Below are 22,751 nucleotides of genomic sequence, written 5' to 3' on the forward strand. Positions count from 1 at the left end.
TTCAGGCTGCACAGCTGTCAAGGGGAAAGGGCTTGGCTGTATGACGGCCGGAAATAGTTGCTTTTTCTCCACTTGCTCATGAACCGAGGAGCCCTTACGAGGAAAGCGTTGGAAAATCAGCACTTAATAAGCTGAAATAGATCAGAACGGAGGAAATACATCAAATTTAATTGCACTTATCCAACTGCTTACCTCGAATACTCCGAAACATCCGAATTAAGATACGTCTATCCAATTAATTAGGAAGTGGAGGTGTATCACCTTAATTTTCCATTTTCGCAGCTGATATTTGCAGCTGATAATACAAAGGGGGATTAGCCGGGAACGGTGAGTGAGGTCTAAATTAACCTTAGAGAGGTGCTGATTGGTGCTGATTCGCCTTCCGGGAGATTTTGTTCAGTAATTATTATTTTTCAGACTGTGGTTGATTATTTAAAGATTGAAGTATATACTGCTAAATAAGAGAGTGATTGATCAATAACCAAAAGACAGTCAAACGATCACCTATCATTCCGGCAGAAATGGAGACCTATATGAACAAGCAATCGGGCACTATCCGTTCCAGAGGAGAGGAGGCCGTTCCGGTAAACCGCAGGGAGCAGATTCTGGAGTCGGCTGTGGTTGTGTTTGCAGAGCATGGCTATTACCGGGCTACAACCGCGCAGGTGGCCGAGAAGGTGGGGATATCCCAGCCGTATATCTTCAAGCTGTTTAAGAATAAGGAGGAGCTGTTTATAGCTGCGCTGGAGCGGGCTTTTGAACGGATTCTCCGCACCTTCTCAGGGCTTCAGGCTCCTGCAGACCAGTTACTTGCAGAGGCCATTCAGGTATACGAGCAACTGATGGAGACCCATCCGAATGAGATTATTCTACAGGTGCAGGCCATCGGCATCCGGGATGAAGCTATCCGCCAGTCGATGCAGGCTGGAATTCTGGAGGTAGCCCGTCTGATGGAGAGCAAGTTCTCGGCAGCAGGGTTTGCGCATCCTGAGGTGGAGGTGAGCACCTTTATGGCTAACGGTATGCTCTGCAATATCGCCCTCACGCTGGGAATGCCGGAGCTGAAGCCGAAGCATCTGTAAGCATCGGTGCGGGCTGCAGGATGATCGGGTGTAACTGTGCATCGAGCGGAGTAGGTGGATTAAGCAATATTCAGAGCAACAGGTAAGCACGACAGTTAAGAGTCAGCCGCATAATCCCCGATCCAGCCGGATCATCATTTTTTAAGTTTAAGTAGTGACTGATCAATAACCAACAATGCAATGGAGAACAAGCAAAGAACAAGCAAAGCTTGAACGAAACTAAATAGTGTTAGGTGTCCATCATTTTCATTCTGAGCGCAGGTAAGCGGCCATGAATAAGATAATTTCAATGAGTCGCTTTAAGCTAAGCTATATACAATTTAAATTTATTATATAGTTAGTGATCAATCACTAATTGTGATTAATAATCAATAACAATTCATTCTAACAGGAGGAATTTCAAATGATAAATAAAGCGCTGGTACTGGGAGCAACAGGAGGGACAGGAACGGTGATTATTGCCGAGCTGCTTCGAAGAGGGATCGAGACTGTAGCCTTTGGGCGCTCCATGCCGAAGCTGGAACAGCTCGCGGCCAAGCTGGGGAATCCGGCAGGGCTGAGCCTGCAGACCGGTGATGTGTTCCGTGCGGATGATGTATTTAAGGTCGCGCGTGGGGCTGATGTTATTTTTCACAGTGCATCGGTGCCCTATCACGAAATGGCCGAGAAGTTGCTGCCGATGGGTGAAGCTGTGATGGAGGCCGCGAACCGGCTGGGGGTGAAGATAGTGGCTGTGGACGGGATTTATCCGTATGGCAGAAGAGTGGATGAGCAGCCGATTGCCGAGAACTATCCGAAGAATCCGCATACCCGCAAGGGGAAAATAAAGCTGGAATTCGAGCGGATGTTCTTCAGCCCGCGCTGGAGCGGCACGAAGGGAATGATTGTCCGCCTGCCGGATTATTACGGCCCCACGGCCAATGAAGCCTCTTACCTCGGATCAACGCTGGAAGCCATAGCTGCCGGTAGACCTGCGATGTTCATCGGTAACATGAATGTTCCGCGTGAATACGTCTATCTGCCGGATGCGGCAGTGATGATGGTGGAGCTTGCCCTCCGCGAGGAGGCCTACGGGCAGAACTGGAATATTCCTGGAGCCGGCGTGATCTCCGGCAAAGAGATCGTCCGGATTGCCCGCGAAGCGGCCGGAAGCTCGAAAGTGGTTATCCCCTTAGGCGCAGCAGGTCTGTCACTGCTCGGCCTGTTTGTACCGGTAATGAAAGAGATTGTCGAGATGCTGTATTTGACGAAGGAGCCGCTGCGGCTCAGCGGTGCGAAATACGAGCGGTTAGCCGGGCCGGTTCCGGCCACGTCTTTTGAACAGGGGATAACAGCGACGATCCATTCCCTCCAGAACCGTGCAGCCAAATAAGTGTAACTCCCCCTCATAAAACACAGGTTATCTGCAGAAGATAGAAATAGTCAGGTTTCCCAATCTGTGATACTATTTATTTCTATATACAATGAGGAAGTGAGCTTAATGATCAGCATTACCATTCCGGCACCGGAAGTTACTATTTTTAAGCAGGAGAACCCTGTGCTCAGCCATATTTACGGATTTACGGATTTTCACCTGATCACCCGCGAAGCTGGCGGCATCTTCATGTTCTACAATGACAAGGATGAGCTGCTGTTTGTAGGCAAGGCACGCAAACTGAGACCGCGGATCAAGAAGCACTTCGAAGATAACGTATCGGTCATGAAGCCACACCGTGACGAAGTTACCAAGATTGAAGTCTGCATCGTGGAAGACCCGGTCGACAGAGAAATTTATGAGACTTACATTGTGAACAAGCTTAAGGCGAAATACAATGTGGAGAAGGTACTGTATAAATAATAGTTTGGATGAAAAGCGTGGTCTCTGCAGACTGCGTTTTTTTGTTGTTCAGGAATTTGCTCTGGCTCTAGGGTGCTATGACAACACGCAGGCATAATCCGGGATTATCAGGCGCGTTGCAGTTCTTATTTTACGGGAACATCCAGTACAAATGGCAGGGGTGATTCGTCTTGAAATGAGCCGGGCAGCAGCTGGAAGGCGCGACTTGGGCCTTTGGATACATTTAGTAAAGTTAGATATTAAGGCTCACTAACGTATCCGCTAAATCAACTATAATGAACACGTACATGCTCGACATATTTTGACATTTATAATGAGGTGATTCTATAGATGGCGGCTCCGTTTTTTAAGAAGAAAGAAGCTGTGGACAAACCGGCCAAACCGGGTATGGTTCAAAAGGTTCAACTGGCCGAACTTCCGCCCGAAGATAGCGATAATTATGAGAAGGCTGAAAGTGCTCCCGCCCTCGTGTCCGTCGGCAAAGCGCAGCTGGATAAAAAGTCGCTGGACCTGATCTTCGCAGTAGAACAGATGATTCAGGCGAGAGCGCATGCTGAAACGAACAACCATGAGCTGCAGGACCGGCTGAATCACTCCAGCAGTCATGTGGAGAGGCTGGGACGGGATCTGAGGAACCTGAACAAGGTAATTGAAGAGCGGGAGAAGAGCATTCTGGAGCTAGAGCATAAGCTGGTGGAGAAGAATCTGAAGGTGGACCAGGTGCTGGAGGATTACCGTGAGCTGCACACGACCTTATCCGGGGAAATGGATGAGCTCAAGAGCACTATTGATCTGGAGCAGCAGAAATATGCCAATCTTGTACAAAAACATAATGATGCCATCTCCGAGAAGCTGAAGCGGATGAATGAGCTCGAAGAGAAGATCGGGCGCCTGGAGACAGAGAACAGTCACCTGAAGCAGAAATACGATACGGTCCGGCAGGAGAAAACCTACCTCTCCAGCATGATCAGTGATTTCACCAACCGCATGACCGTACCCTTTAGCGGAAACACTCCGCCGGCAGAGCGTAACGACAGCAACGGAGATACATAGGATTTATGCCAGTGCACCCGGCGATCGCTGCTCGGATGGTAGAGCTGCTGTCCCTTGAGCAGAGGCAGGGCGTCTATCAGATGGAGGTAGGTTTAACCCACAGCAGCGGTTCCGCCCGCCAAATACTATTCATCGATGAATATACATATGTGCAATTGAGTATGCTTGGTCCCTTCGCGGGTCAGCGTGTGCGTCTGTCTCTCTATCCCAAATGGGACCCCTTCCGCCGCAGCTTCTTCAGCTCCCTGATCAAAATGAACCAGACGTTTAGCGAAACGCTGTATTATGGCTGCTCCGAGGAGTATGCCTCGCAGCTTGTGAAGGCGCGGCAGGAGGAAGAACGTCCAGCTGAGCCCGGGCCTGCAGCTCATGTACCGTCACTTGAATTGCATCATCACAAACCTGGGCATGTGAGGCGCAGCCGCAGCCTGCGGCCTGCCCGGGCTATACTGCTGCGCGGCATTCTGTTCAGCTGCCTCATCGCATTGTTCCTGCTGCGCATGGACGGGAAGCTGTTCAGCAGCAGTGCAGAAGCCCATGAGGACCCGGTGCAATCGGCCGTAGCTGCTTCTGTACAATCGGCCGTAGCTGCGGACGTCAGCAGCAGTCCCCTTATTAATGTTATACCGGCGGTCCAGACGGTGGCCTACCAGAGCAGCGAAGTCCCGGCAGTCCCGGAAGAGGCCCCGGAAGATACTCCGGAAGATACCTCTGCAGCTGCTCCGGAGACTGCGGTTGAAGAGATAGAACTGGACGGGAATAGCTATGAATACAGCCTGCCTCAGGGTTATGTGGCTTTATCCTTCGACGATGGGCCCTCGCAGTACACAAGGCAGATTGTAGATATTCTGGACGAGTATGGTGTGGCGGCGAACTTCCTGTTTATTGGACAGAAGGCCAGCCGCCGCCCGGCAGAGGTCCGCTATGCTAATGAGCATGGTATGCCAGTAGGCAGCCATTCCTGGGATCATAGTGATATGACACGGAACAGCCCTGAGGAGAACCGCAAGAATCTGGAGCGGGCCAGCCGGGAATTGGAGTCGAACATGAACTCGGCGGTAACGATCTTCCGTCCGCCTTATGGTGCAGTCAACGATGAACTGGCCGCTGAAGCGAAGCGGCAGCATATGAAGCTGCTGCTCTGGAACCGGGATACCGAGGATTGGAAAGCCGATAATGCCCCGCAGGTCCTCCGTTATTTCCATACAACGGACCCGTCCGGCGGCATCTATCTGCTGCACGAGAAAGCAGTTACGGTCCAGGCGCTTCCTGAGATCATTGAGTATCTTCAGGCACAGGGACTAAAGTTCGCCGTCTTCAAATAAAAACCAGGAAGCGTATCCCGGATGGAGGGGTGCGCTTTTTCTGCGTATGTGCACGGAAAAGACCCGGAATCGGCAGTGTTTCCCCTTGTTTTAATAAACAAAATTTGAGACAATAAGTTATTGTTGTTGCTAATGTCCCCCGCAAGGTAGAATAGATTGATTGAACTTTAACGTTTTGAAAAGAGGATATGAAATGAATAAAGAATCCATTTATGGATTGACTTTGGAACAACTGACCGCCTGGCTGCTGGAGCATGGGCACAAGAAATCCCGTGCATCTGCTGTCTGGGAATGGCTATACCGCAAGCGGGTTACCAGCTTTGCAGAAATGACGGGGATGAACCCGGACTGTGTACAGCTGCTGGAAGAGCATTATGTCTTTCAGACGATGGAAGAGCATGTGAAGCAGGAATCGGCTGACGGCACTGTCAAATTCCTGTTCCGCTTACAGGACGGCAACCTGATTGAAACGGTGCTTATGCGGCAAAAGTATGGTCTGTCCGTCTGCGTTACCACTCAGGTCGGCTGCAATATCGGCTGCAGCTTCTGCGCAAGCGGGCTGCTGGCGAAGAGCCGCGATCTCACCAGCGGCGAGATTGTCGAGCAGATTATGAAGGTCCAGCTTGATCTGGATCAGGCCGGTCTTGGACAAAAGGTCAGCCATGTAGTCGTAATGGGCATTGGTGAGCCATTCGATAATTTCCGGCATCTGCTGAATTTCCTGATTACGATCAAGGATCACAAGGGTCTGGCCATTGCCGGCAAAGGCATTACCGTATCCACCAGTGGTCTGGCTGACAAAATCAGAGAATTCGCTGACGCCAATATGCAGGTCAATCTGGCGATCTCCCTGCATGCGCCGAATAATGAGCTGCGGACACAGATCATGAAGATCAACCGTGCCATTCCTATAGAGAAGTTAATGCCGGCGATTGATTATTATCTGGAGAAGACCAACCGGAGAATTACCCTGGAGTATATCCTGCTGAAGGATATCAATGACCGTGAGGAGCATGCTCTGGAGCTGGCCGAGTTAATCGGAGACCGGCGTCAGCTGGCGAATGTCAACCTGATTCCGTATAATCCGGTAGATGAGCATAGCCAGTATCAGCGGAGCGAGCGGGAATCCGTACGTGCGTTCTTCGACACGCTGAAGAAGCAGGGTGTCAGCGTCAGCACCCGGCTGGAGCATGGAGTCGATATTGATGCGGCCTGCGGACAGCTTCGCAGCAAGCAGATCAAGAAGACCAAGGGCAAAGCAGCGGAGACTGGCAGCGCCATTGTAGGATAAATGCAGCTTCTGAATGATATTATAAGAACGGTGCCGGTGATGGATTCACTTCGCACCGTTCTTTTTGTCCGGCCCTGTGTTACAATAATCTGGCAGCAGTGAATTGAGAAAAGAGGAATGCGACTTGTTGACATTTACAAGCTACACCGTGGAGAACGTAAGAGATCCTTTTGGTATACTAAGCGGCAAGAGATATGAATTCGTCGTTAATATTGATGTACCTGAGGATGATGAGCTGTACGTAGAGAACGGAGTTTCCGCCCGTGTGATTGTTAAAGTGGAAGAGGAGCAGACAAGCATTGTCAGCTACGATCTGCAGGAAACCTCGTCAGGCCAGTTGCTCGATTTCGATATGGAAGAAGACGAGGAAGCAGCACTGGTTCTGTTCTGTTCAGAGCATTTGCCTGAATAAGACTCGGCTGTAAGTAATGGAAGGAAACTGCTGAACCTAGCAGTTTCCTTTTTTTTCTATAAAGTGTTACAAGCAGCCTTCCACATAATAATGAATCTGCTTGTTCCACCACGGCCAGTCATGACCGGCATCATGCCCCCAGTAGTCGATCCGTGCGGGAATGCCTTTGCGTCCGAGCACATCCTGAAGCAGCCGGGTCTCATGCAGCATTTCGTCCTCATACGCGCCTTGTCCGACGCAGACGATGATGTTGCTGCTGCGGTACTGGTTCAGATAATAATCATCCGTCAGTCCCGGCAGATAATGCAGCGGTGAATTCAGGTAGATCTGCTCACTCATATAGTCGCCGAAGAAATAATAGGTGGAATAGACGCCGCTCAGGGCGATTAAGGTATCGAAATATTGCGGATAACGGAAAAAGAAGCTGGCACTGTAATAAGCGCCCATAGAGCAGCCTGAGATCAGAATGCGCTGATCGGCCCCGCCGTTGTTCTGCTTGCTCTGGTGGAGGATGCCGGGAATCAGCTCATGCGCGATATATTTATCATACTGCTCATGACGGTGGACCCGGTCCTCATTATTCCAGTGAGTGGAGAAGAAGGTCTCTTCATCAATACTGTCGCAGGCCCAAATCTGCAGCTTGCCCGCTTCAATGAAGGAGGAGAGCGTATCAATCATGCCCGAATCCTCATATTGATAAAAGCGTCCAAGCGAAGTGGGGAAGACGAGCATCGGTTTACCGGCGTGGCCGTATATTTTATATTCCATGTCTCTGCCCAGGTTGTGGCTGTACTCCTTATGGTAGCTTATCCTCATCCGTTAACACATCCTATCCCTCTTCTTGGTGAATATAACCTCTGATGTCCCTGACCTCCGAAAGCTCGGGTGAACGGAACTGATACGCACTGTTGCCCATGGCTCTGCTGAATACCTCTTCGATCTCGGCATAATTCACAATCTTCCCGCCGAATTCACGGTAGATGTCCTCGTGGCTGTGAGCGTAATGCTTATGACTTTTGCGGCTGGCATAGCCAGCGTAATATTTGCCTTCGTAAGGACCGCCGACCTCGTTGTGTACGATCATGCTGGCCCATTCTTTATAGACATCCACATCGTAGGCGAAGTTAATGGCATCGGTCATCCAGGCGCCCGGGGGACGCATATTCACTTCCAGGGCAATGATCCGGCCATCCTTATGTGATTTGAACAGCTCGATATGGAAGAACCGTTCCCGGATGTCAAAAGCCTTCAGAATACTCTTCCCGGCCTCTTCTACCTCAGGGCTGATATCTCTCAGACAGAAATAATAGAGGTGGTTATCCGTGTTGACGACTTCCATGACACTATTCTCGAACAGGTGGCTGACCGCGAACCGCACATTACCGTCAATATCCACCAGCCCGTCATAGGTGAGGATAACGCCATCGATGAATTCCTCAATAATAAAGGCTACATCCTCCGGCTTGGTGTCCAAAAAGTGCTGCAGCTCCTCTTCGTTATTAATCTTGTACGTATTGCTGGCACCGGAGCCGAGATCGGGCTTAACCACCAGCGGGAAGCCGGCGCTTTGGATGAAGCTCTCCACGCTTTCGCGCGTAGTCCCGGTGGAGAACTGTACGGTGTTTACACCGCTTTTATGGAAGAATTCTTTCATCTTGGACTTCTGCTTCAGGTTGGAGACGAAATCGGACTTGGTGCCGTAAATGTTGAAATCCGTGCGGATGGCGGCATCCTGCTCCAGCCAGTATTCGTTCAGCGACTCGAAGCGGTCAATCTTACCGTATTTATAGGTGAAAAAAGCAACGGCCCGCAGGATCTCCTCGTAGCTCTCCAGATTGCTTACTTTATAATACTCTGTGAGTGCCGACTTCAGCTTGTCCTCCAGCTGGTCATATTCGGCATCGCCAATCCCGAGCACCGTCGCCCCCTGCTGCTGCAGCTGGGTACAGAAATCAGCGCTGTTCTTAGGGAAATGCGGGGAAAAGAAGATAAAATTCATGCGGACCAGCCCCTTTGGCTAAAATATAATTCCGAGTTAAATTGTATGATTAATTCAATCTACCAGTTTCGTCATTATTCGTCAATCCTTAGTCTGGCTTTTGCTGCAGTTTCCGGTTGAGCCGGGCCAGCAGTCCGCTGAAGGTCTGGCAGTCCCCGGAAGACCAGTCTTCAAAAATCTGCTCATAGCGCTGCAGCCGGATATCCCGGGCCTCGGCAAACGTCTGCGCACCCAGCGCGGTAATCTGAAAATAGCTTGATCTTCCATCCTGCGGATCAGGCACCTTTACTACATAGTCCTTCGCCTCAAGGACGCTCGTCTGCCTGCTGATGGTAGAGGTATCGAGGCCGAATTCTTCGGCGAGCGCTTTAACGCCTACCTTATCGTGGTTCGACAGATGGTGGAGCAGGGTGTAGGAGGAGCGGTCCAGGCCGCCATGTTTTTTATCGAGCGAACCGAGGCGGATTAGCGTAATCAGCTCATGGTTCAGGGTTTCGAGGTTTTTATCAGTCTGTTCATCAGCCATAGTTAGTATCCGTCCTTTATGATTGAGTAATTCTTAAGGTCCAGCCTTATATGTCTCCATAATTATAAGTGATAATACAGCCCTTAGCGAAAGCTTCGTGTGGTTTATGAATGAATAATGAAACTGTAATGAAATAAGTCACATTGACTTTCAAGGGCATAGTTGTATAATACACATATATTTAATTGATTGTATCATACACCTATATTAGTGTGAAGCTAAGGTTTATAGTGGTGGCAGTGCAGAGGAGAGAGCATACTTGAGTAATCAGACGGCAAAAAATTCATCATTCTGGCTTATTATTCTGGCCATCTTTTTCGGTAATTTCATGGCTATTCTCAGTACAACAACGATTAACGTTGCGTTCCCGGTGTTTCTGAAAAACTTCCATGCCGAGATCAGCACAGTGCAATGGATGATTACGGGTTATCTGCTGGCTACCGGCGTAATTGCTCCGGTCGTAGGGTATTTCGGCGACAAGTGGAGCTATAAATATCTCTATGTGTTTGCCCTGTCAGGCTTCACCTTGTTCTCGGGGCTGTGTACCGTGGCCTGGGGTATTCATTCCCTGATTATCTTCCGGACCCTGCAGGGAATATTCGGGGGGCTGATTATCCCGACGACGATGACGATGATTTATCAGTTTATCGGGAAAGAGAAGCAGGCTTTCGCCATGAGCCTCTGGAGCCTGTCCTCCATGCTGGGTCCTGCCTTCGGGCCAACGCTCGGCGGCTGGCTCACCGGGTACTTCGGCTGGAAGTCGCTGTTCATGATCAATCTGCCGATCGGCATGATCGCGATTGTGGTAGCGCTGAAATGCCTGCCGTTCCAGCGTCAAACCGCCAGCAGCAGAAGCTTCGATCTGCCGGGATTCGTGACCGTGATTCTGAGCAGCGCTTTTATTATTCTGGCCTTCAATAAGGGGAATGCCTGGGGCTGGACCTCATGGAAGACCTTATCCCTGCTGCTGGTTGGCGCAGCGGCCTTAACCTACTTCATCCGCCGGGAGCTGTCGCTGCAGGAGCCGCTGCTGAACCTTAGGGTATTCAAGCATAACCGGTTCACCTACAGTCTGATCATCAACTGTATTATTACTGTTGCGTTATACTCGGGGACCTTCTTAATTCCGGTCTTCCTGCAGGATATCCAGCAATCCACTCCGCTGAAGACGGCGCTGGTGCTGCTGCCGGGCTCAATCGTGATGGCGGTCATGTCGCCGGCCGTCGGCAAGCTGTATTCCCGGATTGGCCCGTTCTGGCTCATTCTCAGCGGTATTCTGCTGCTGAGCGCTTCAACCTGGGAGCTTAGCCATATTACGCTGGCCGTTACACATACCCGTGTGGCGATGCTGATGGCCCTGCGCAATGTTGGCATTGCCCTGGCCTTCATGCCGGTAACGAATGCCGGGATGTCAGCCGTACCCAAGCAGATCACGGGGCATGCTTCTTCTGTGACGAACTGGGTCCGCCAGGCTACAGGCGCGTTGTCCATTGCCGTGTTCAGCTCCTTGCTCGCCTCCAGATCACTCGCCCATCAGCAGGAACTCAGCGGCGGAGCTTCTGCGGCAGGTGCACTGATCAAGGCGCAGGGAATGACCCTGGGCGTACAGGATATTTTCCTGATCGCTACAGGTGTTGGCCTGCTGGCAATTCCGCTGACCTTTCTGCTGAGAAGCGGAGACGGCAAGGCTGCGGCAGCTCCTGCGTCGCAGGCTGACGCGTGAAGCAGAAGGCGGGCGGCTACTGAAGTTATCGCCAGATACACAGCAAACCCGCCACGCCAGATTCTTGCCGGTCCTAGTGGAAGTTCTCCATTGTAGCGCTTTCTCTTCGCATGTTGGGCGGATATGAGTTAGAATACAATAAAGCGAGCAAATAATAGGAGTTGTAAATATGTCCAACAATGACGAAGTGTTTTTGACGAAAGAAGGGTTAGCCAAGCTCGAAGAAGAGCTGAGAGAACTTAAGGGAGCAGGGCGCAAGGAGCTTGCGGCCCGGCTTAAGCTGGCGATCAGCTACGGCGATTTGAAGGAGAACAGCGAATACCACTCCGCGAAGGAGGATCAATCCTTCATGGAGACACGGATCATGATTCTGGAGAAGATGCTGATCAAGGCGCAGATTGTGGATTCCAGCAATATGGATCTGAGCACAGTCAGCGTGGGCTGCATCGTTATTCTGAATGATGTGGAATACTCCGAAAAGATTGAATATAGAGTGGTAGGTCCCGCAGAGGCTGATGTGCTGGACAACAAGATTTCTTACGAAAGTCCGCTCGGCAAAGAGCTGATCGGCAAAAAAGTGGGCGACATTATCAGCGTCAATGCCCCGATGGGCGTCATCAAATATGAGCTGCTTGAGATTAAAATGCTGTAAACCTTAAATCCTGTAATTCTTAAATCCTGTACCCTGCTTTAATAAGGGTACAGGATTTTTTGTCTAAAGATATGAATTTATACGCTGCGCCTGATAACCGGTGGTGGAGGTAGAGCCAGTGGATCGAAATAGATGGAATTTCTCCACTTGCTTATGAGCGGAAGATTACCTGCCGGACAATAGTTGGAAAATCAGCACTTAATAGGCTGCATATAAATCAGAATAGAGAAAAGGCAGGAAATTAAATGACGTTAATCCACTTAATTGCGGCAAAGGATCATAAAAAGCCGAATTAAGATACGTTTTTCCAACTATTGCCTCAGTGTGGGATGCTATGCCGTCACTTCCAGGTGAATGTCAGGCACCTTGGCAGGGCGGGGGAGTAAGGTCTAATCTATCCCTTGGTAAGGTGCCGATTCTGCCCTTCGGGCGGAATTTGTTGCAAAGACTGCAAGCGGCGGGCTGCCATAGGCAGTTTCTATTAAGGATATTGATTCCGTGTCTTAGACGCTCCCTGCCGGGGGAGTTATAGTAGGGAGTAACTAAAGAACAGAGGGGTCCTGGCTTGTGATTCAGACTGTGCTATCGACACTTGTGGAGGTTATTGTGCCGCTGTCCATTCCGGTGGCCGCCGGGGCGCTGCTCGGACGTTATAAGAATCTCGACACGAAGCCCCTGCTGACGCTGTACCTGTATTTTCTCAGTCCGGCGATTATTCTGGATACGCTCGCTACGGCGGATATCTCGTTCGATGATGTCTATAAGACGCTCGCATTCTCGCTGCTGAATCTGTTTCTCTTATGGGGGCTGGCTACCCTGATCGGCAAAATCCTGAAGCTGGCTCCGCCGGAAGCCGCCGGCCTGACGCTCATCTCCACCTTCACGAACAGCGTCAATTACGGTCTGCCGCTGGTGCTGCTGGCCTTCGGCCAGCTTGGCCTGGACAAGGCCTCGGTCTATGTCATCGCCCAGATGGTGATTGTGAATACAATCGGCGTGTATTTTGCCGCCAGATCACAGTTCTCGGTGCGCAGCGCCGTGAAGTCGGTCTTCTCGCTGCCGGCCATCTATGCAGCCATGGTGGCCCTACTGCTACGGGCGCTCGGCCTGCATATGCCGCATGAGCTGGCTTCGGGCTTATCGATGGCCGCAGGAGCGTACTCGCCGGTAGTGCTGGCGATCCTCGGCGCACAGATGGTGAAGGTCCGGGCTGCGCATACGGAGCGCAACGTGCAGCTTGCATTCTGGACGGGGCTGACCGTCCGGCTGCTGCTGGCTCCGCTGCTGGCCGCGCTGGTGCTGCTTGCGCTGAATATTACGGGCACCTTATTCTCGGTGCTGCTGATTCTGGCCTCGATGCCGGTAGCCGTCAATTCCGTAGTGCTGGCCGAACGCTTCGGCAGCTCGCCTGCGCTGGTCTCGCGCTGTATTGTCTGGACTACGCTGGCGTCCTTCCTGGCTCTCCCAGTGTTGATTGCTGTGGTGGGCGGGTAGAGACAGAGCAGGCAACGTAAGGGCAAAGGGGCGAAGAGTAAAGAATGAGAGTAAAGAGTAAAGAGTAAGAGCAAAGAGTAAGAGCAAAAAGCTCCCCCTTCAGAGTGTGAAGGCGGGAGCTTCTACTATTATATTAAGAAGCACTAAAGAAATTAACGAAAAGCAAAAACAAAGCGGAGGGGGAATTTGGAATTGTAGGAGCGATAGCGACCGCTTTGTCACCGGATTTCTACCGCGAAAAGCGGTTCGAATCATGTGAATCTGGGGACAACAACGGCCGGAAGTCCAAATGTTCAGCGCAGTGACGACCAAGCTTCAAATTCAAATCTTAAGTGTGCCGTATATAGCAGTTATAATGCGTGCTGGACACCTGGCGGAACGCCTACCGCTTAGAAATCAAAATTGTCCGGATCGGGGCCGGTCCGCTGATCCCGATTGAGGCTGTCAATGCGCTCCATGTCGGCGCTGCTCAGCTCGAAATCGAACAGGGAGGCGTTCTCGATGATCCGCTGCTCTCTGGTTGATTTCGGAATGGTGACGATCCCATGCTGCAGATCCCAGCTCAGGATGATCTGGGCAACGGACTTGCCGTGGCTGGCGGCGATCTCAGCCAGCACCGGCTGATCCAGCAGCTGGCCCTGCATCAGCGGAGCCCATGCTTCCATCTGGATACCATGCGTCTTAGCGAAGCTCCGCAATGGCTGCTGGGACAGATAAGGGTGCAGCTCAACCTGATTGACCATCGGCTTGATCTCGGCATCCTGGAGAATATCCTCCAGATGATGAATCTGGAAATTGCTGACGCCGATGGCTTTGACGCGGCCTGCTTTATAGAGGGCTTCGAGCGCTCTCCAGGACTCCTTGTATTTGCCCTTCACCGGCCAGTGAATGAGATACAGATCAAGGTAGTCAAGGCCCAGCTTCTCAAGACTGGCCTCGTAAGCGGCAAGGGTCTCTTCATAACCAAGGTCTGCATTCCAGACCTTGGAGGTTATGAACAGCTCTTCGCGGGCCAGCTTGTTATCGGCCATAGCTTCCTTGACTGCTTGCCCCACTCCGCGTTCGTTGGCATAGACTGCGGCTGTATCAATGCTGCGGTAGCCGTGGGCAATTGCGGACTTCACCGCCTGCACCAGCCCGTCGCCGTCCTCTACCTGAAAAACTCCGAGTCCAACCCACGGCATATTCACGCCGCCCTGAAGTATAGTTGTATCTTGTAAATGCTGTGCCATATTGAATGACCTCCTGAAGGAATAGTGTAGTTAAAGGTAAGATAATAATTAGACAAGCGGAACATTCAATCCGCAGATCTGATTCGCTGATGACAGAATGAAAACATTAATTTCAAACTGGACGGGCAAAATGTTGTACGTAGTGCAGCTTTGATTCCCTGATATCTGGATTTTCTAAAGGATTGTTGTATTAAATACAATAATTTCTTCGATAAGCTGCTTACAAGACGAGAAATGCTGCCTTTTATCCAACAATCTTGAAATTTGCCCGGAATAAAAAGGGTAATGTTGTATTTTGGGCAGGATTTTAGGAAGCAAGGAGCTCTCCCCGCCATAGCCGGCGAGTTAATACGAGAAAGGGATTGCGGCAGCTATAGCCTAAATCAGACCATACATACCTCTTGACTGCGCACACTGCCTTTTGCGGCGTACACAGCATTGCAGGTTAAGCAGCTTCCGTCCGCTGCATACGCTCGTCTCTGTTCTCCAGCGCCCGGCTCCAGGCCGTGAGCAGAACGGCCCCGAAGACCATGACTGCGCCCACCCAGGCGGTGTGGATCAGTCCCATATGATCGGTGACCAGCCCGCCGAGATAGGCGCCGATGGCGATGCCTGCATTGAAGGCGGCAATGTTGACGGCAGAGGCGACATCTCTGGCGCCGGGTGCGAACCGGTCAGCCAGCATTACTACATAGACCTGCAGCCCGGGGACGTTCATGAAGGCGAGCAGCCCCATGAAGAAGATGGTGATCAGGGCAGCGGTCTTGAATGGAGCCGTGAAGGTGAAGATCAGCAGCACGGCAGCCTGCAGGGCGAACATATAGAATAAGGCGTTCATCGGCTTGCGGTTCGCTGCTCTGCCGCCGATCACATTGCCGATGGCAATGGCGATGCCATAGACGAGCAGGATCACGGCGACCGTCTTCTCCTGGAAGCCGCTGATCTCATGCAGCAGCGGGGAGAGATAGGTGAAGACGACGAACGTTCCGCCGTAGCCCAGGGCTGTAATGGCAAAAGCCAGCAGCAGGCGGCCGTTCGTCACCAGCTTAACCTGCTCGCGCAGCGGCGTACGGGTCCCCTTGCGGAGTCCGGCGGGTACCAGAATCAGATTGGCGATCAGCGCGAGGATGCCGATCACCACAATGGCGGTGAAGGCAGCCCGCCAGCCCAGCTGCTGTCCGAGGAAGGTGCCGAGCGGCACGCCGGTGACCGTAGCTACGGTAAGCCCGGTGAACATAATGGAGATGGCGCTGGCCCTGCGGTTCTCGGGCACCAGATCGGCGGCGATGGTGGAGGCGATCGACATGAACAGGCCATGCGAGAGGGCGGATATCACCCGGGCGGCCAGCAGAGTGCCGATTCCGCCAGCAGCGGCCGCAAGACTGTTACCGGCGATGAATACGAGCATCAGCAGGAGCAGCAGTGTTTTGCGGGAGACTCTTGTCGTCAGCGAGGTTAGCACAGGCGCACCGAAGGTTACGCCGAGTGCATAAAGAGTTACGGTTAATCCGGCGGTGGTCACGGATATATTCAGGTCATCAGCAATGAGCGGCAGCAGCCCGACACTGATAAACTCGGTTGTTCCTATCGCAAAGGCGCTGACCGCCAGAGCCAGCAGCGCGAGGGTACTTCTTTTTGTGTCCAGAGACATGTTCTTCACTCCTACTATGGTAATCACCGGCCGGTAAGTGCTATTATGGAGTACAGATACGCAAATGGACAGTACGTACTTTAAAGTACTATAGGTACCAAAAAGTACCCATAAACTACCCGCTGGCGACACATAAAGGGATGTACAGTGAGCATACAGGAGGCACTATAATGGCTAAAAAATATAATATTTCGGTCGAGGCTACGCTTGAAGTGATCGGGGGGAAGTGGAAATGCGTTATACTATGCCACCTGACGCATGGCAAGCTGCGGACAAGCGACCTGAAGCGGCATATGCCGAATATTACGCAGAAAATGCTGACCCAGCAGCTCCGCGAGCTGGAGCAGGACGGCATCGTCAACCGGATTAGCTATAATCAGGTTCCGCCCAAAGTGGAATATGAGCTGAGCGAATATGGACAGACGCTCGGGTCCATTCTGGATTCCCTGTGCGCCTGGGGAGAACAGCATATTATTAAAGAGTATGGCGATAAATTCGCCGTGCTTGAGGACAATGTGCTGAACAACAAAAAGGTGGAAATGCTGCCTGGCGGCGTGGAATAAGCGTGGAATAAGGCGCAGCAGACCTATGAGCGTACACAAAGAACCGTAAGTCTCCGGGGGGAGACTTACGGTTCTTTGATGTGCCTGGACTCCGGGAGTTCTGCTCAAAAGAATACGGTACAGTTGCGGAAATCATCAGATGGACTCGGCCCGTCTTAATCCGGTTGTCCTTCACTGACCTGAATCGTGAAGATGAAGACGGCACCTTGCTCAACATCCTGCTTAGCGTAGATTGTTCCGCCCATCAGATCGACCAGCATTTTGCAGATGGACAGCCCGAGTCCGGTACCCCCGAACTTACGGTTGATCGTAGCGCCGATCTGGGTGAACGGCTGGAACAGGTATTTCATTTTGTCCGCAGGAATGCCGATGCCGGTATCTTCAATAATGAACTCAAGCTCCATTACCCTATCCATCGCTTGCCGGAGATGAACCCCTACCTTAACGCCGCCCGAGTAGGTGAATTTGATTGCATTGCCGATCAGGTTGTTCAGTACCTGGCGCAGACGGTTGGGATCGCCTATGAGCAGTGCGGGAATAGCTGGATCAATGAAGGTCTCCAGGACCAGATTGCGTTCCTTGGCGAGTGCCCGGAAGAGATCAACGGTTTCCTTGATGCAGGAGTGGAGGTTGAACAGCTCATAGTCCAGCTCCATTTTGCCGGATTCGATCTTGGTGAAGTCCAGGATATGATTAATGACAGACACCAGTGCGTGGCCGCTTGTATGAATGATTTCGGCCATTTCCAGATCATCCGCCGCCAGCTCAGAGGTCCGCAGCACATCCGACATGGCAATAATTCCGTTCAGCGGTGTGCGGATTTCATGGCTCATCATGGCGAGGAAGCCGCTTTTGATCCTTAGAGCGACTTCGGCAGTGTCCTTCAGCTCGGTCAGAACGCTATTCGCCGCCTCCAGCTCCTGGGATTTAAGCTGCAGCTCTTTGCGGGTCCGATAGAGGCGGACGAAGCCGTCAATTTTGCTCTTAAGCACGATCGGATGGAAAGGCTTGGTCAGGAAATCTATAGCTCCGGCTGAATAGGCCATCATATAGTTCTCCAGCTCTGAAGTCAGCGCGGTGAGGAATATAATCGGGATGTCACGTGACTTTTGACGCGCTTTGATCCGCTTCGCCGTTTCGAATCCATCCATGTCCGGCATGAGCACATCCATAATAATCAGGGCGAACTCCTGCTCCAGCAGACATTTCAGGGCCTCCATGCCGGAGGTTGCACCAATCAGCTGATAAGGTGTGTCGGCCAGCAAAGCCTGCATAGACAGGAGCTCATCCGGCCGGTCATCGACAAGTAAAATATTAATAGGGTACTCCATAATTCCTCCTACTGAATCAACCATAATTTCAGCACACTCACCAGCTGTGTCGTATTGATCGGTTTGGATATATAATCGTTCGCTCCGGCCTGCAGGCATTTGACCCGGTCTTCCTCCAGGGCGCGGGCGGTCAGCGCGATAATTACCAGCTGGTCATACTCCGGTCTGAGCCGGATATGCCTCATGGTCTCGTAACCATCCATCTCTGGCATCATAATATCCATGAATACGAGCTCAACATCCGGGTGTGTCTCCAGATGCTCAAGGGCTTCTTTACCATTCTGGGCAAAGCTGATCTCCATATTATAACCTTCGAGCACACTGGATAACGCAAAAATATTACGCATATCATCATCCACAAGCAGTATGCTTTTTCCGGCAAACGCCGACTCCGGATTGTGCAGATTCTCGATCAGGCGCTGTTTGTCTGGCGGCAGATCGGCATGCTTGCGGTGCAGGTATAAGGCCGTATCATCGTAGAGCCGTTCCATAGACCGTACATTCTTGATGACAATGCTCTCGGCGTAGTGCTTGAGGCGCTGCTCATCGTTCTTGCTGAGATCCTTGCCTGTATAGATAATGACCGGCAGGGTTTGCAGCTTACGGTTGGTTTTGACCTGCTCCAGCAGATCGAAGCCGGAAATATCCGACAGGCCTAAGTCCAGCACCATGCAGTCAAAATGATGACTGGCCAGATGCTCCATCGCTTCCCTGCCTGTGCCGACCGCAATAATGTTCACATCGGGATGGGCGATGAATTCGACAAGGCTGCTGCGCAGAATCTTGTTGTCTTCAACAATCAGCAGGCTCTTCACCGGACGGCGGATATACGTCTCAATCTGCAGGAAGGCTGCCTCCAGCTCGGCATAATCACTTGGCTTCTTCCAGAAGGACAAGGCGCCCATCGCCAGGCTCTGCTGATTCTCCTCGGCTGTCGAGATGACATGCACCGGAATATGGCGCAGCTCCGGCCGGCTCTTCAGCCGGCTGATAATTGACCAGCCGTCCAGAACGGGAAGATGCAGATCCAGCAGGATGGCGTCGGGCTTGTAGGCATGTGCAAGCGCCAGACCCTGATCGCCCTGGAAGGCGACGATCGCCTTGAAGCCCCGGCTGCGCGCCAGTTCAAGCAGCATAGTGGCGAATTCCGCATCCTCCTCTATGATCAGCAGGAGGATGTCACCGGGGAGCAGATTGCCGCGGTCATCTTCCATCTCGGCATATTGCAGCAGCTTCGGATTCGAGATGGAAATATCGGGAACGAACGATTCCCGGAAAGCTGGATTCTCCCGGCTGTTGGTCTCGCAGCCCGGCATATCCGCAGTGGCTGCGGCTGCAAAGGTAGCGGCAGCCAGCGCCTGTGCGTCCTCTCCCGGCTCGACTGCAGGAATGATCAGCGAGAAGGTGCTGCCTTTGCCTTCAACGGAATCCACTTCAATTCTTCCGCCCAGCAGGGTAGCCAGCTCGCGGCAGATCGTGAGCCCAAGACCGGTGCCGCCGTATTTGCGGCTGGTGGTGCCGTCCGCCTGCTGGAACGCTTCGAAGATGCTCCCCAGCTTGGAGGCGGCAATGCCGATGCCGGTATCACTGACAGAGAAGATTACTTCTTCGCCGCTGGTGCGGATGGACAGGGAAACGGAGCCTTGCTCCGGGGTGAATTTAATAGCATTGGACAACAGATTATTCATGATCTGCTGCAGTCTGTGGCCGTCGGTCATCAGATGGTCAGGCAGCCTGCTGTCTGAATGGACATCGAACCGGAGATTCTTTTTCTTGGCCTGCTGTTCAAAATGGCGGAAGACGTGGTTGCTAAGGTCCTGCAAAGAGACCGGTTCAAGAACGGAGGTCATCTTGCCGACCTCCAGCTTGGCCAGATCGAGAATCTCGTCGATAAGCTGCAGCAGATCCTTGCCTGCAGAGAAGATGGTATGCACATATTCCAGCTGCTTCGCCTCAAGATTGCCTTCCTTGTTCTCGGCGAGAATCTGCGAGAGGATCAGCAGGCTGTTCAGCGGTGTTCTCAGCTCATGCGACACATTGGCAAGGAATTCCGATTTATACTGGGCAGCCAAGAAGATTTCCTGGGCCTGCGCCTGAATCTCCTCTTTCTGCTGTTCGGTAAGTTCAACTTGAAGCAGCAATTGGTCATGGGAGGCCGCGAGTTCTTCTTTCTGGGTCAGAAGCTCGTCGGCCTGAGCCTGGAGCTCGTCGGTCTGGGCCTGGAGTTCTTCCGTTTGAGCTTGAAGCTCCTCAGTCTGTGCCTGGAGTTCTTCCTTCTGATCCAGAAGTTCATTCGTTTGGGCCTGAAGCTCTTCAGCCTGATCGGCAATCTCGGCTTTTTGGCGTTCTGTAAGCTGGAGCTGCTTCTGCATATCGCGGTTCGCGGCAGATATCTCATCGGCTTGTGCCTTGATCTCTGTCGATTGCCGGCTGGTAATCTCCATTTGCTGCTGGAGCTCCAGATTGGAGGCGTACAGTTCTTCCGTCTGCTGCCTCAGCTCATCGGCCTGGGCTTCAATCTCGGCTTTTTGTTCCTCTGTCAGCTCCATTTGCGCCTGAAGCTCTTCATTGGAGGACAGCAGGCTCTCGGCCTGCATCTTCAGCTCTTCTCCCTGATCCTGCAGCTGATCCGTCTGCAGCCGCAGCTCCTCGGTTTGGGCCATAAGCTCTTCGGTCTGTGCCTCCAGCTCTTGGGTCTGTGCCGTCAGTTCCTCGGTCTGCGCTTCCAGCTCGTCCTTCTGCAGCCGGGTTTCGCTCAGCAGCTCTTCAATTCTGGCCACGCCGGCCAAAGTATTGATCAGCACCCCCATGTTTTGACCCGCCCGCTCGATCAGCTGATGCTCCTTATAACCGAACGGGTGCAAAGCGGCCAGCTCCATTACGGCGACCACTTCCCGCTCATGCATGATCGGAACTACGATAAGCGAAGATGGGGAAGCTTCACCCAGCGCGGAATGGACTTTGATATAATGCTCCGGAAGATCCTCCAGCACGATGGTCTGCTGATCCGCCGCGCATTGTCCGACCAGTCCGCTGCCCAGCTGAATGGGTTCGCGGCGGCCTGCCGATTCGTCAAAGGCATAGCCGGCTGCGAAGTTTAGCTGACCGCCCTGCTTCAAATATACGGCTCCATAGCTTCCGCCGACAGCGGCAGCCAGCCTGCCGATAAATACACGCGCTGCCGTCTGCAGATGCACCGATCCCTGAAGCTGCATTGCCATCTCTGACACTTGCGTATTAATCCAGGCCTGCTCCTCCGCTTTCATGCGCAGTTCGCGTTCTTCAGCGGACCTGTGGTGAAGATCGGCTGCCAGCTTGTAGTAAGAAGCTGCGAGCAGTCCGAATTCATCCTTGCGTACGGTTGCCGCGGCTGCAGGATTAATTGTCCCGTCGGCGATATCCCGGGAGATGTTGGTGATCCGGTCCAGCCCGTGGTCAATATTCCGGTGAATGCTGAAGATGAGGCCTATTCCAATCAGAATCCCGCCCCCGCTTAATCCATTAATGAAGATACGCGGAATGCCTTCCAAATAGAGTGAAGATATAATAATCATACTGCCCAGCAGCAGTATAGTAACCGATGTTGCTAACCAAACCTGTTGTTTAATCCTCATAGTTCGCCGCCTTTGTTCAGTTAATACTACTAAATATATATAAGTATACTTTTAATAGACGCCCGGCGATATAGAGGACACAGAGAAAACACCGGAAAACCTGGTTTTTACAAGGTTTCCGGTGTTATTTGCCAGTTTAAGCGTGATTGCATTTCCCGGCAGGCGGCGTCAGCGCCGCCGCCTGCCGCCCTGACGCCGCCGGGCAGCAGCCCGGTTCGAAGCAAGGCCGCCTGCACCGCCGCCGACCGCCTGCTGCTGCTTGGATCCGGGACTCTCGATGGCGGCATTGGTTCCGCCCGAGCTGTAGGTTCCGCTGCCGCTGCCGACCTGTGTGGCCGAGGAGCTTCTGCTGCCCCCCGGAAGCTTCACGGTCTGGTTGTTCACGACGATGACAATCTCCTTCCCCCAGCCGTGCGGATGAATCAGGGGGGCGTGATGTCGTCTGCCACGCTGTCCCTTACAGCCTTTATTGCCCTTACTGCCCCTGCTGCCTGTGTTCGCCGCCGTCCCCCCGGCTCCGACACTCTCCTGCTGGCGGGTATGGGGCGAAGCAATGGCTGCATTGCTGCCCGCTGCGCTGCTCCGGCCGGCGCCGCTGGCAATCTGTGTGGTATTGGCTGCGTTGGTATATTGGTTATTGATAACAAACACCAGCCGGCTGATGCCGGCCAGCGGGGTGCGGGTAACAATCCGCTGCTTCCCTTTTTGAATAATGACAGTTATCCGGTCTTTTTGCTTAGCCATCCGTATCATGCCTCCCTGCATAGGTTTTCCTTATCATTAATGCGCGGAGGAAGGAAGGGTGAGGAATACAGGCGCTGCGACCCCATAAACAAACGGTTGCCTAGTGAGCAGGGAGAATCGATGATGAAATACGCGTGTATTTCATGAAAAACTTTGAAATTCACAGCAAATATACTTAAAATTTTGCTTGTAAGGATCATACAGAGCGTGTAAGATATACGA

At 52.3% G+C, this 22,751-nt stretch carries 19 protein-coding genes; 11 read left to right on the forward strand and 8 right to left on the reverse strand.

Annotation, left to right across the window (positions count from 1 at the left end; translation table 11 throughout):
- Nucleotides 1-533 precede the first annotated feature (533 nt).
- The 7 genes from MKX70_RS06910 (at nt 534) to MKX70_RS06940 (ending at nt 7,000) form a co-directional block, all read left to right on the forward strand.
- The gene (locus tag MKX70_RS06910) at nt 534-1,082 is read left to right on the forward strand and encodes a TetR/AcrR family transcriptional regulator (protein ID WP_042240770.1); all 549 of its coding nucleotides are present in this window, start codon (nt 534-536) and stop codon (nt 1,080-1,082) included.
- 403 nt (nt 1,083-1,485) lie between these two features.
- A complete protein-coding gene (locus MKX70_RS06915) occupies nt 1,486-2,454 on the forward strand; it encodes an NAD-dependent epimerase/dehydratase family protein (RefSeq protein WP_340839746.1) in 969 nt (322 codons plus the stop codon).
- 108 nt (nt 2,455-2,562) lie between these two features.
- Nucleotides 2,563-2,919 carry a nucleotide excision repair endonuclease gene (locus tag MKX70_RS06920; RefSeq protein ID WP_197073008.1) on the forward strand — a complete coding sequence of 119 codons (357 nt, stop codon included), beginning with the start codon at nt 2,563-2,565 and terminating at the stop codon, nt 2,917-2,919.
- A gap of 330 nt (nt 2,920-3,249) precedes the next feature.
- Entirely contained in the window at nt 3,250-3,972 is a 723-nt protein-coding gene (locus MKX70_RS06925) for a hypothetical protein (protein WP_042240764.1), read from the forward strand.
- A gap of 5 nt (nt 3,973-3,977) precedes the next feature.
- Nucleotides 3,978-5,297 carry a polysaccharide deacetylase family protein gene (locus MKX70_RS06930; protein ID WP_052416794.1) on the forward strand — a complete coding sequence of 440 codons (1,320 nt, stop codon included), beginning with the start codon at nt 3,978-3,980 and terminating at the stop codon, nt 5,295-5,297.
- Between the two features lie 193 nt (nt 5,298-5,490).
- Nucleotides 5,491-6,588: a 23S rRNA (adenine(2503)-C(2))-methyltransferase RlmN gene (gene rlmN, locus MKX70_RS06935; RefSeq protein WP_042240763.1), complete on the forward strand. Its 1,098-nt coding sequence runs from the start codon at nt 5,491-5,493 to the stop codon at nt 6,586-6,588.
- A 124-nt stretch (nt 6,589-6,712) separates the two neighbouring features.
- Nucleotides 6,713-7,000, forward strand: a complete 288-nt coding sequence (locus MKX70_RS06940) for a DUF6509 family protein (RefSeq protein ID WP_042240761.1) — start codon at nt 6,713-6,715, stop codon at nt 6,998-7,000.
- A gap of 66 nt (nt 7,001-7,066) precedes the next feature.
- Here the strand turns inward: MKX70_RS06940 and MKX70_RS06945 are convergent, their stop codons facing one another.
- The 3 genes from MKX70_RS06945 to MKX70_RS06955 form a co-directional block, all read right to left on the reverse strand.
- Nucleotides 7,067-7,816, reverse strand: coding sequence for an esterase family protein (locus MKX70_RS06945; protein WP_340839747.1), 750 nt, complete (start codon nt 7,814-7,816; stop codon nt 7,067-7,069).
- A gap of 13 nt (nt 7,817-7,829) precedes the next feature.
- The gene (locus MKX70_RS06950; RefSeq protein WP_340839748.1) at nt 7,830-8,999 is read right to left on the reverse strand and encodes an ATP-grasp domain-containing protein; all 1,170 of its coding nucleotides are present in this window, start codon (nt 8,997-8,999) and stop codon (nt 7,830-7,832) included.
- 88 nt (nt 9,000-9,087) lie between these two features.
- The gene (locus MKX70_RS06955; protein ID WP_340781666.1) at nt 9,088-9,525 is read right to left on the reverse strand and encodes a MarR family winged helix-turn-helix transcriptional regulator; all 438 of its coding nucleotides are present in this window, start codon (nt 9,523-9,525) and stop codon (nt 9,088-9,090) included.
- 259 nt (nt 9,526-9,784) lie between these two features.
- On the opposite strand from MKX70_RS06955, the gene MKX70_RS06960 reads away from it, so the two are divergent.
- The 3 genes from MKX70_RS06960 (at nt 9,785) to MKX70_RS06970 (ending at nt 13,394) form a co-directional block, all read left to right on the forward strand.
- Nucleotides 9,785-11,248 carry a DHA2 family efflux MFS transporter permease subunit gene (locus MKX70_RS06960; protein ID WP_340839749.1) on the forward strand — a complete coding sequence of 488 codons (1,464 nt, stop codon included), beginning with the start codon at nt 9,785-9,787 and terminating at the stop codon, nt 11,246-11,248.
- A gap of 169 nt (nt 11,249-11,417) precedes the next feature.
- Nucleotides 11,418-11,900 (forward strand): transcription elongation factor GreA, encoded by a 483-nt coding sequence (gene greA / locus MKX70_RS06965; RefSeq protein ID WP_042240755.1) that lies wholly within the window; start codon nt 11,418-11,420, stop codon nt 11,898-11,900.
- 567 nt (nt 11,901-12,467) lie between these two features.
- Nucleotides 12,468-13,394 (forward strand): AEC family transporter, encoded by a 927-nt coding sequence (locus MKX70_RS06970; RefSeq protein ID WP_042240753.1) that lies wholly within the window; start codon nt 12,468-12,470, stop codon nt 13,392-13,394.
- Between the two features lie 389 nt (nt 13,395-13,783).
- Here MKX70_RS06970 and MKX70_RS06975 read toward each other — a convergent pair whose 3' ends face one another.
- Both MKX70_RS06975 and MKX70_RS06980 read right to left on the reverse strand, forming a co-directional pair.
- Nucleotides 13,784-14,626 (reverse strand): aldo/keto reductase, encoded by an 843-nt coding sequence (locus MKX70_RS06975; RefSeq protein WP_042240751.1) that lies wholly within the window; start codon nt 14,624-14,626, stop codon nt 13,784-13,786.
- A gap of 445 nt (nt 14,627-15,071) precedes the next feature.
- Nucleotides 15,072-16,277 (reverse strand): MFS transporter, encoded by a 1,206-nt coding sequence (locus tag MKX70_RS06980; RefSeq protein WP_042240749.1) that lies wholly within the window; start codon nt 16,275-16,277, stop codon nt 15,072-15,074.
- Between the two features lie 170 nt (nt 16,278-16,447).
- Between MKX70_RS06980 and MKX70_RS06985 the strand changes: the two genes are divergently transcribed.
- The gene (locus tag MKX70_RS06985) at nt 16,448-16,840 is read left to right on the forward strand and encodes a winged helix-turn-helix transcriptional regulator (protein ID WP_197073007.1); all 393 of its coding nucleotides are present in this window, start codon (nt 16,448-16,450) and stop codon (nt 16,838-16,840) included.
- Nucleotides 16,841-16,995: 155 nt separating this feature from the next.
- On the opposite strand, the gene MKX70_RS06990 is transcribed toward MKX70_RS06985, so the two are convergent.
- From MKX70_RS06990 to MKX70_RS07000, 3 genes are all read right to left on the reverse strand, one after another.
- On the reverse strand, nt 16,996-18,171 hold the full coding sequence (locus tag MKX70_RS06990) for an ATP-binding response regulator (RefSeq protein WP_340839750.1): 1,176 nt from the start codon (nt 18,169-18,171) through the stop codon (nt 16,996-16,998).
- Between the two features lie 8 nt (nt 18,172-18,179).
- Entirely contained in the window at nt 18,180-21,785 is a 3,606-nt protein-coding gene (locus MKX70_RS06995) for a response regulator (protein WP_340839751.1), read from the reverse strand.
- A 168-nt stretch (nt 21,786-21,953) separates the two neighbouring features.
- Complete coding sequence (locus MKX70_RS07000; protein WP_445323646.1) at nt 21,954-22,529, reverse strand: hypothetical protein; 576 nt, start codon at nt 22,527-22,529, stop codon at nt 21,954-21,956.
- Between the last annotated feature and the right edge of the window lie 222 nt (nt 22,530-22,751).

The organism is Paenibacillus sp. FSL R7-0312 (assembly GCF_038004445.1).
Taxonomy (GTDB): domain Bacteria; phylum Bacillota; class Bacilli; order Paenibacillales; family Paenibacillaceae; genus Paenibacillus_AQ.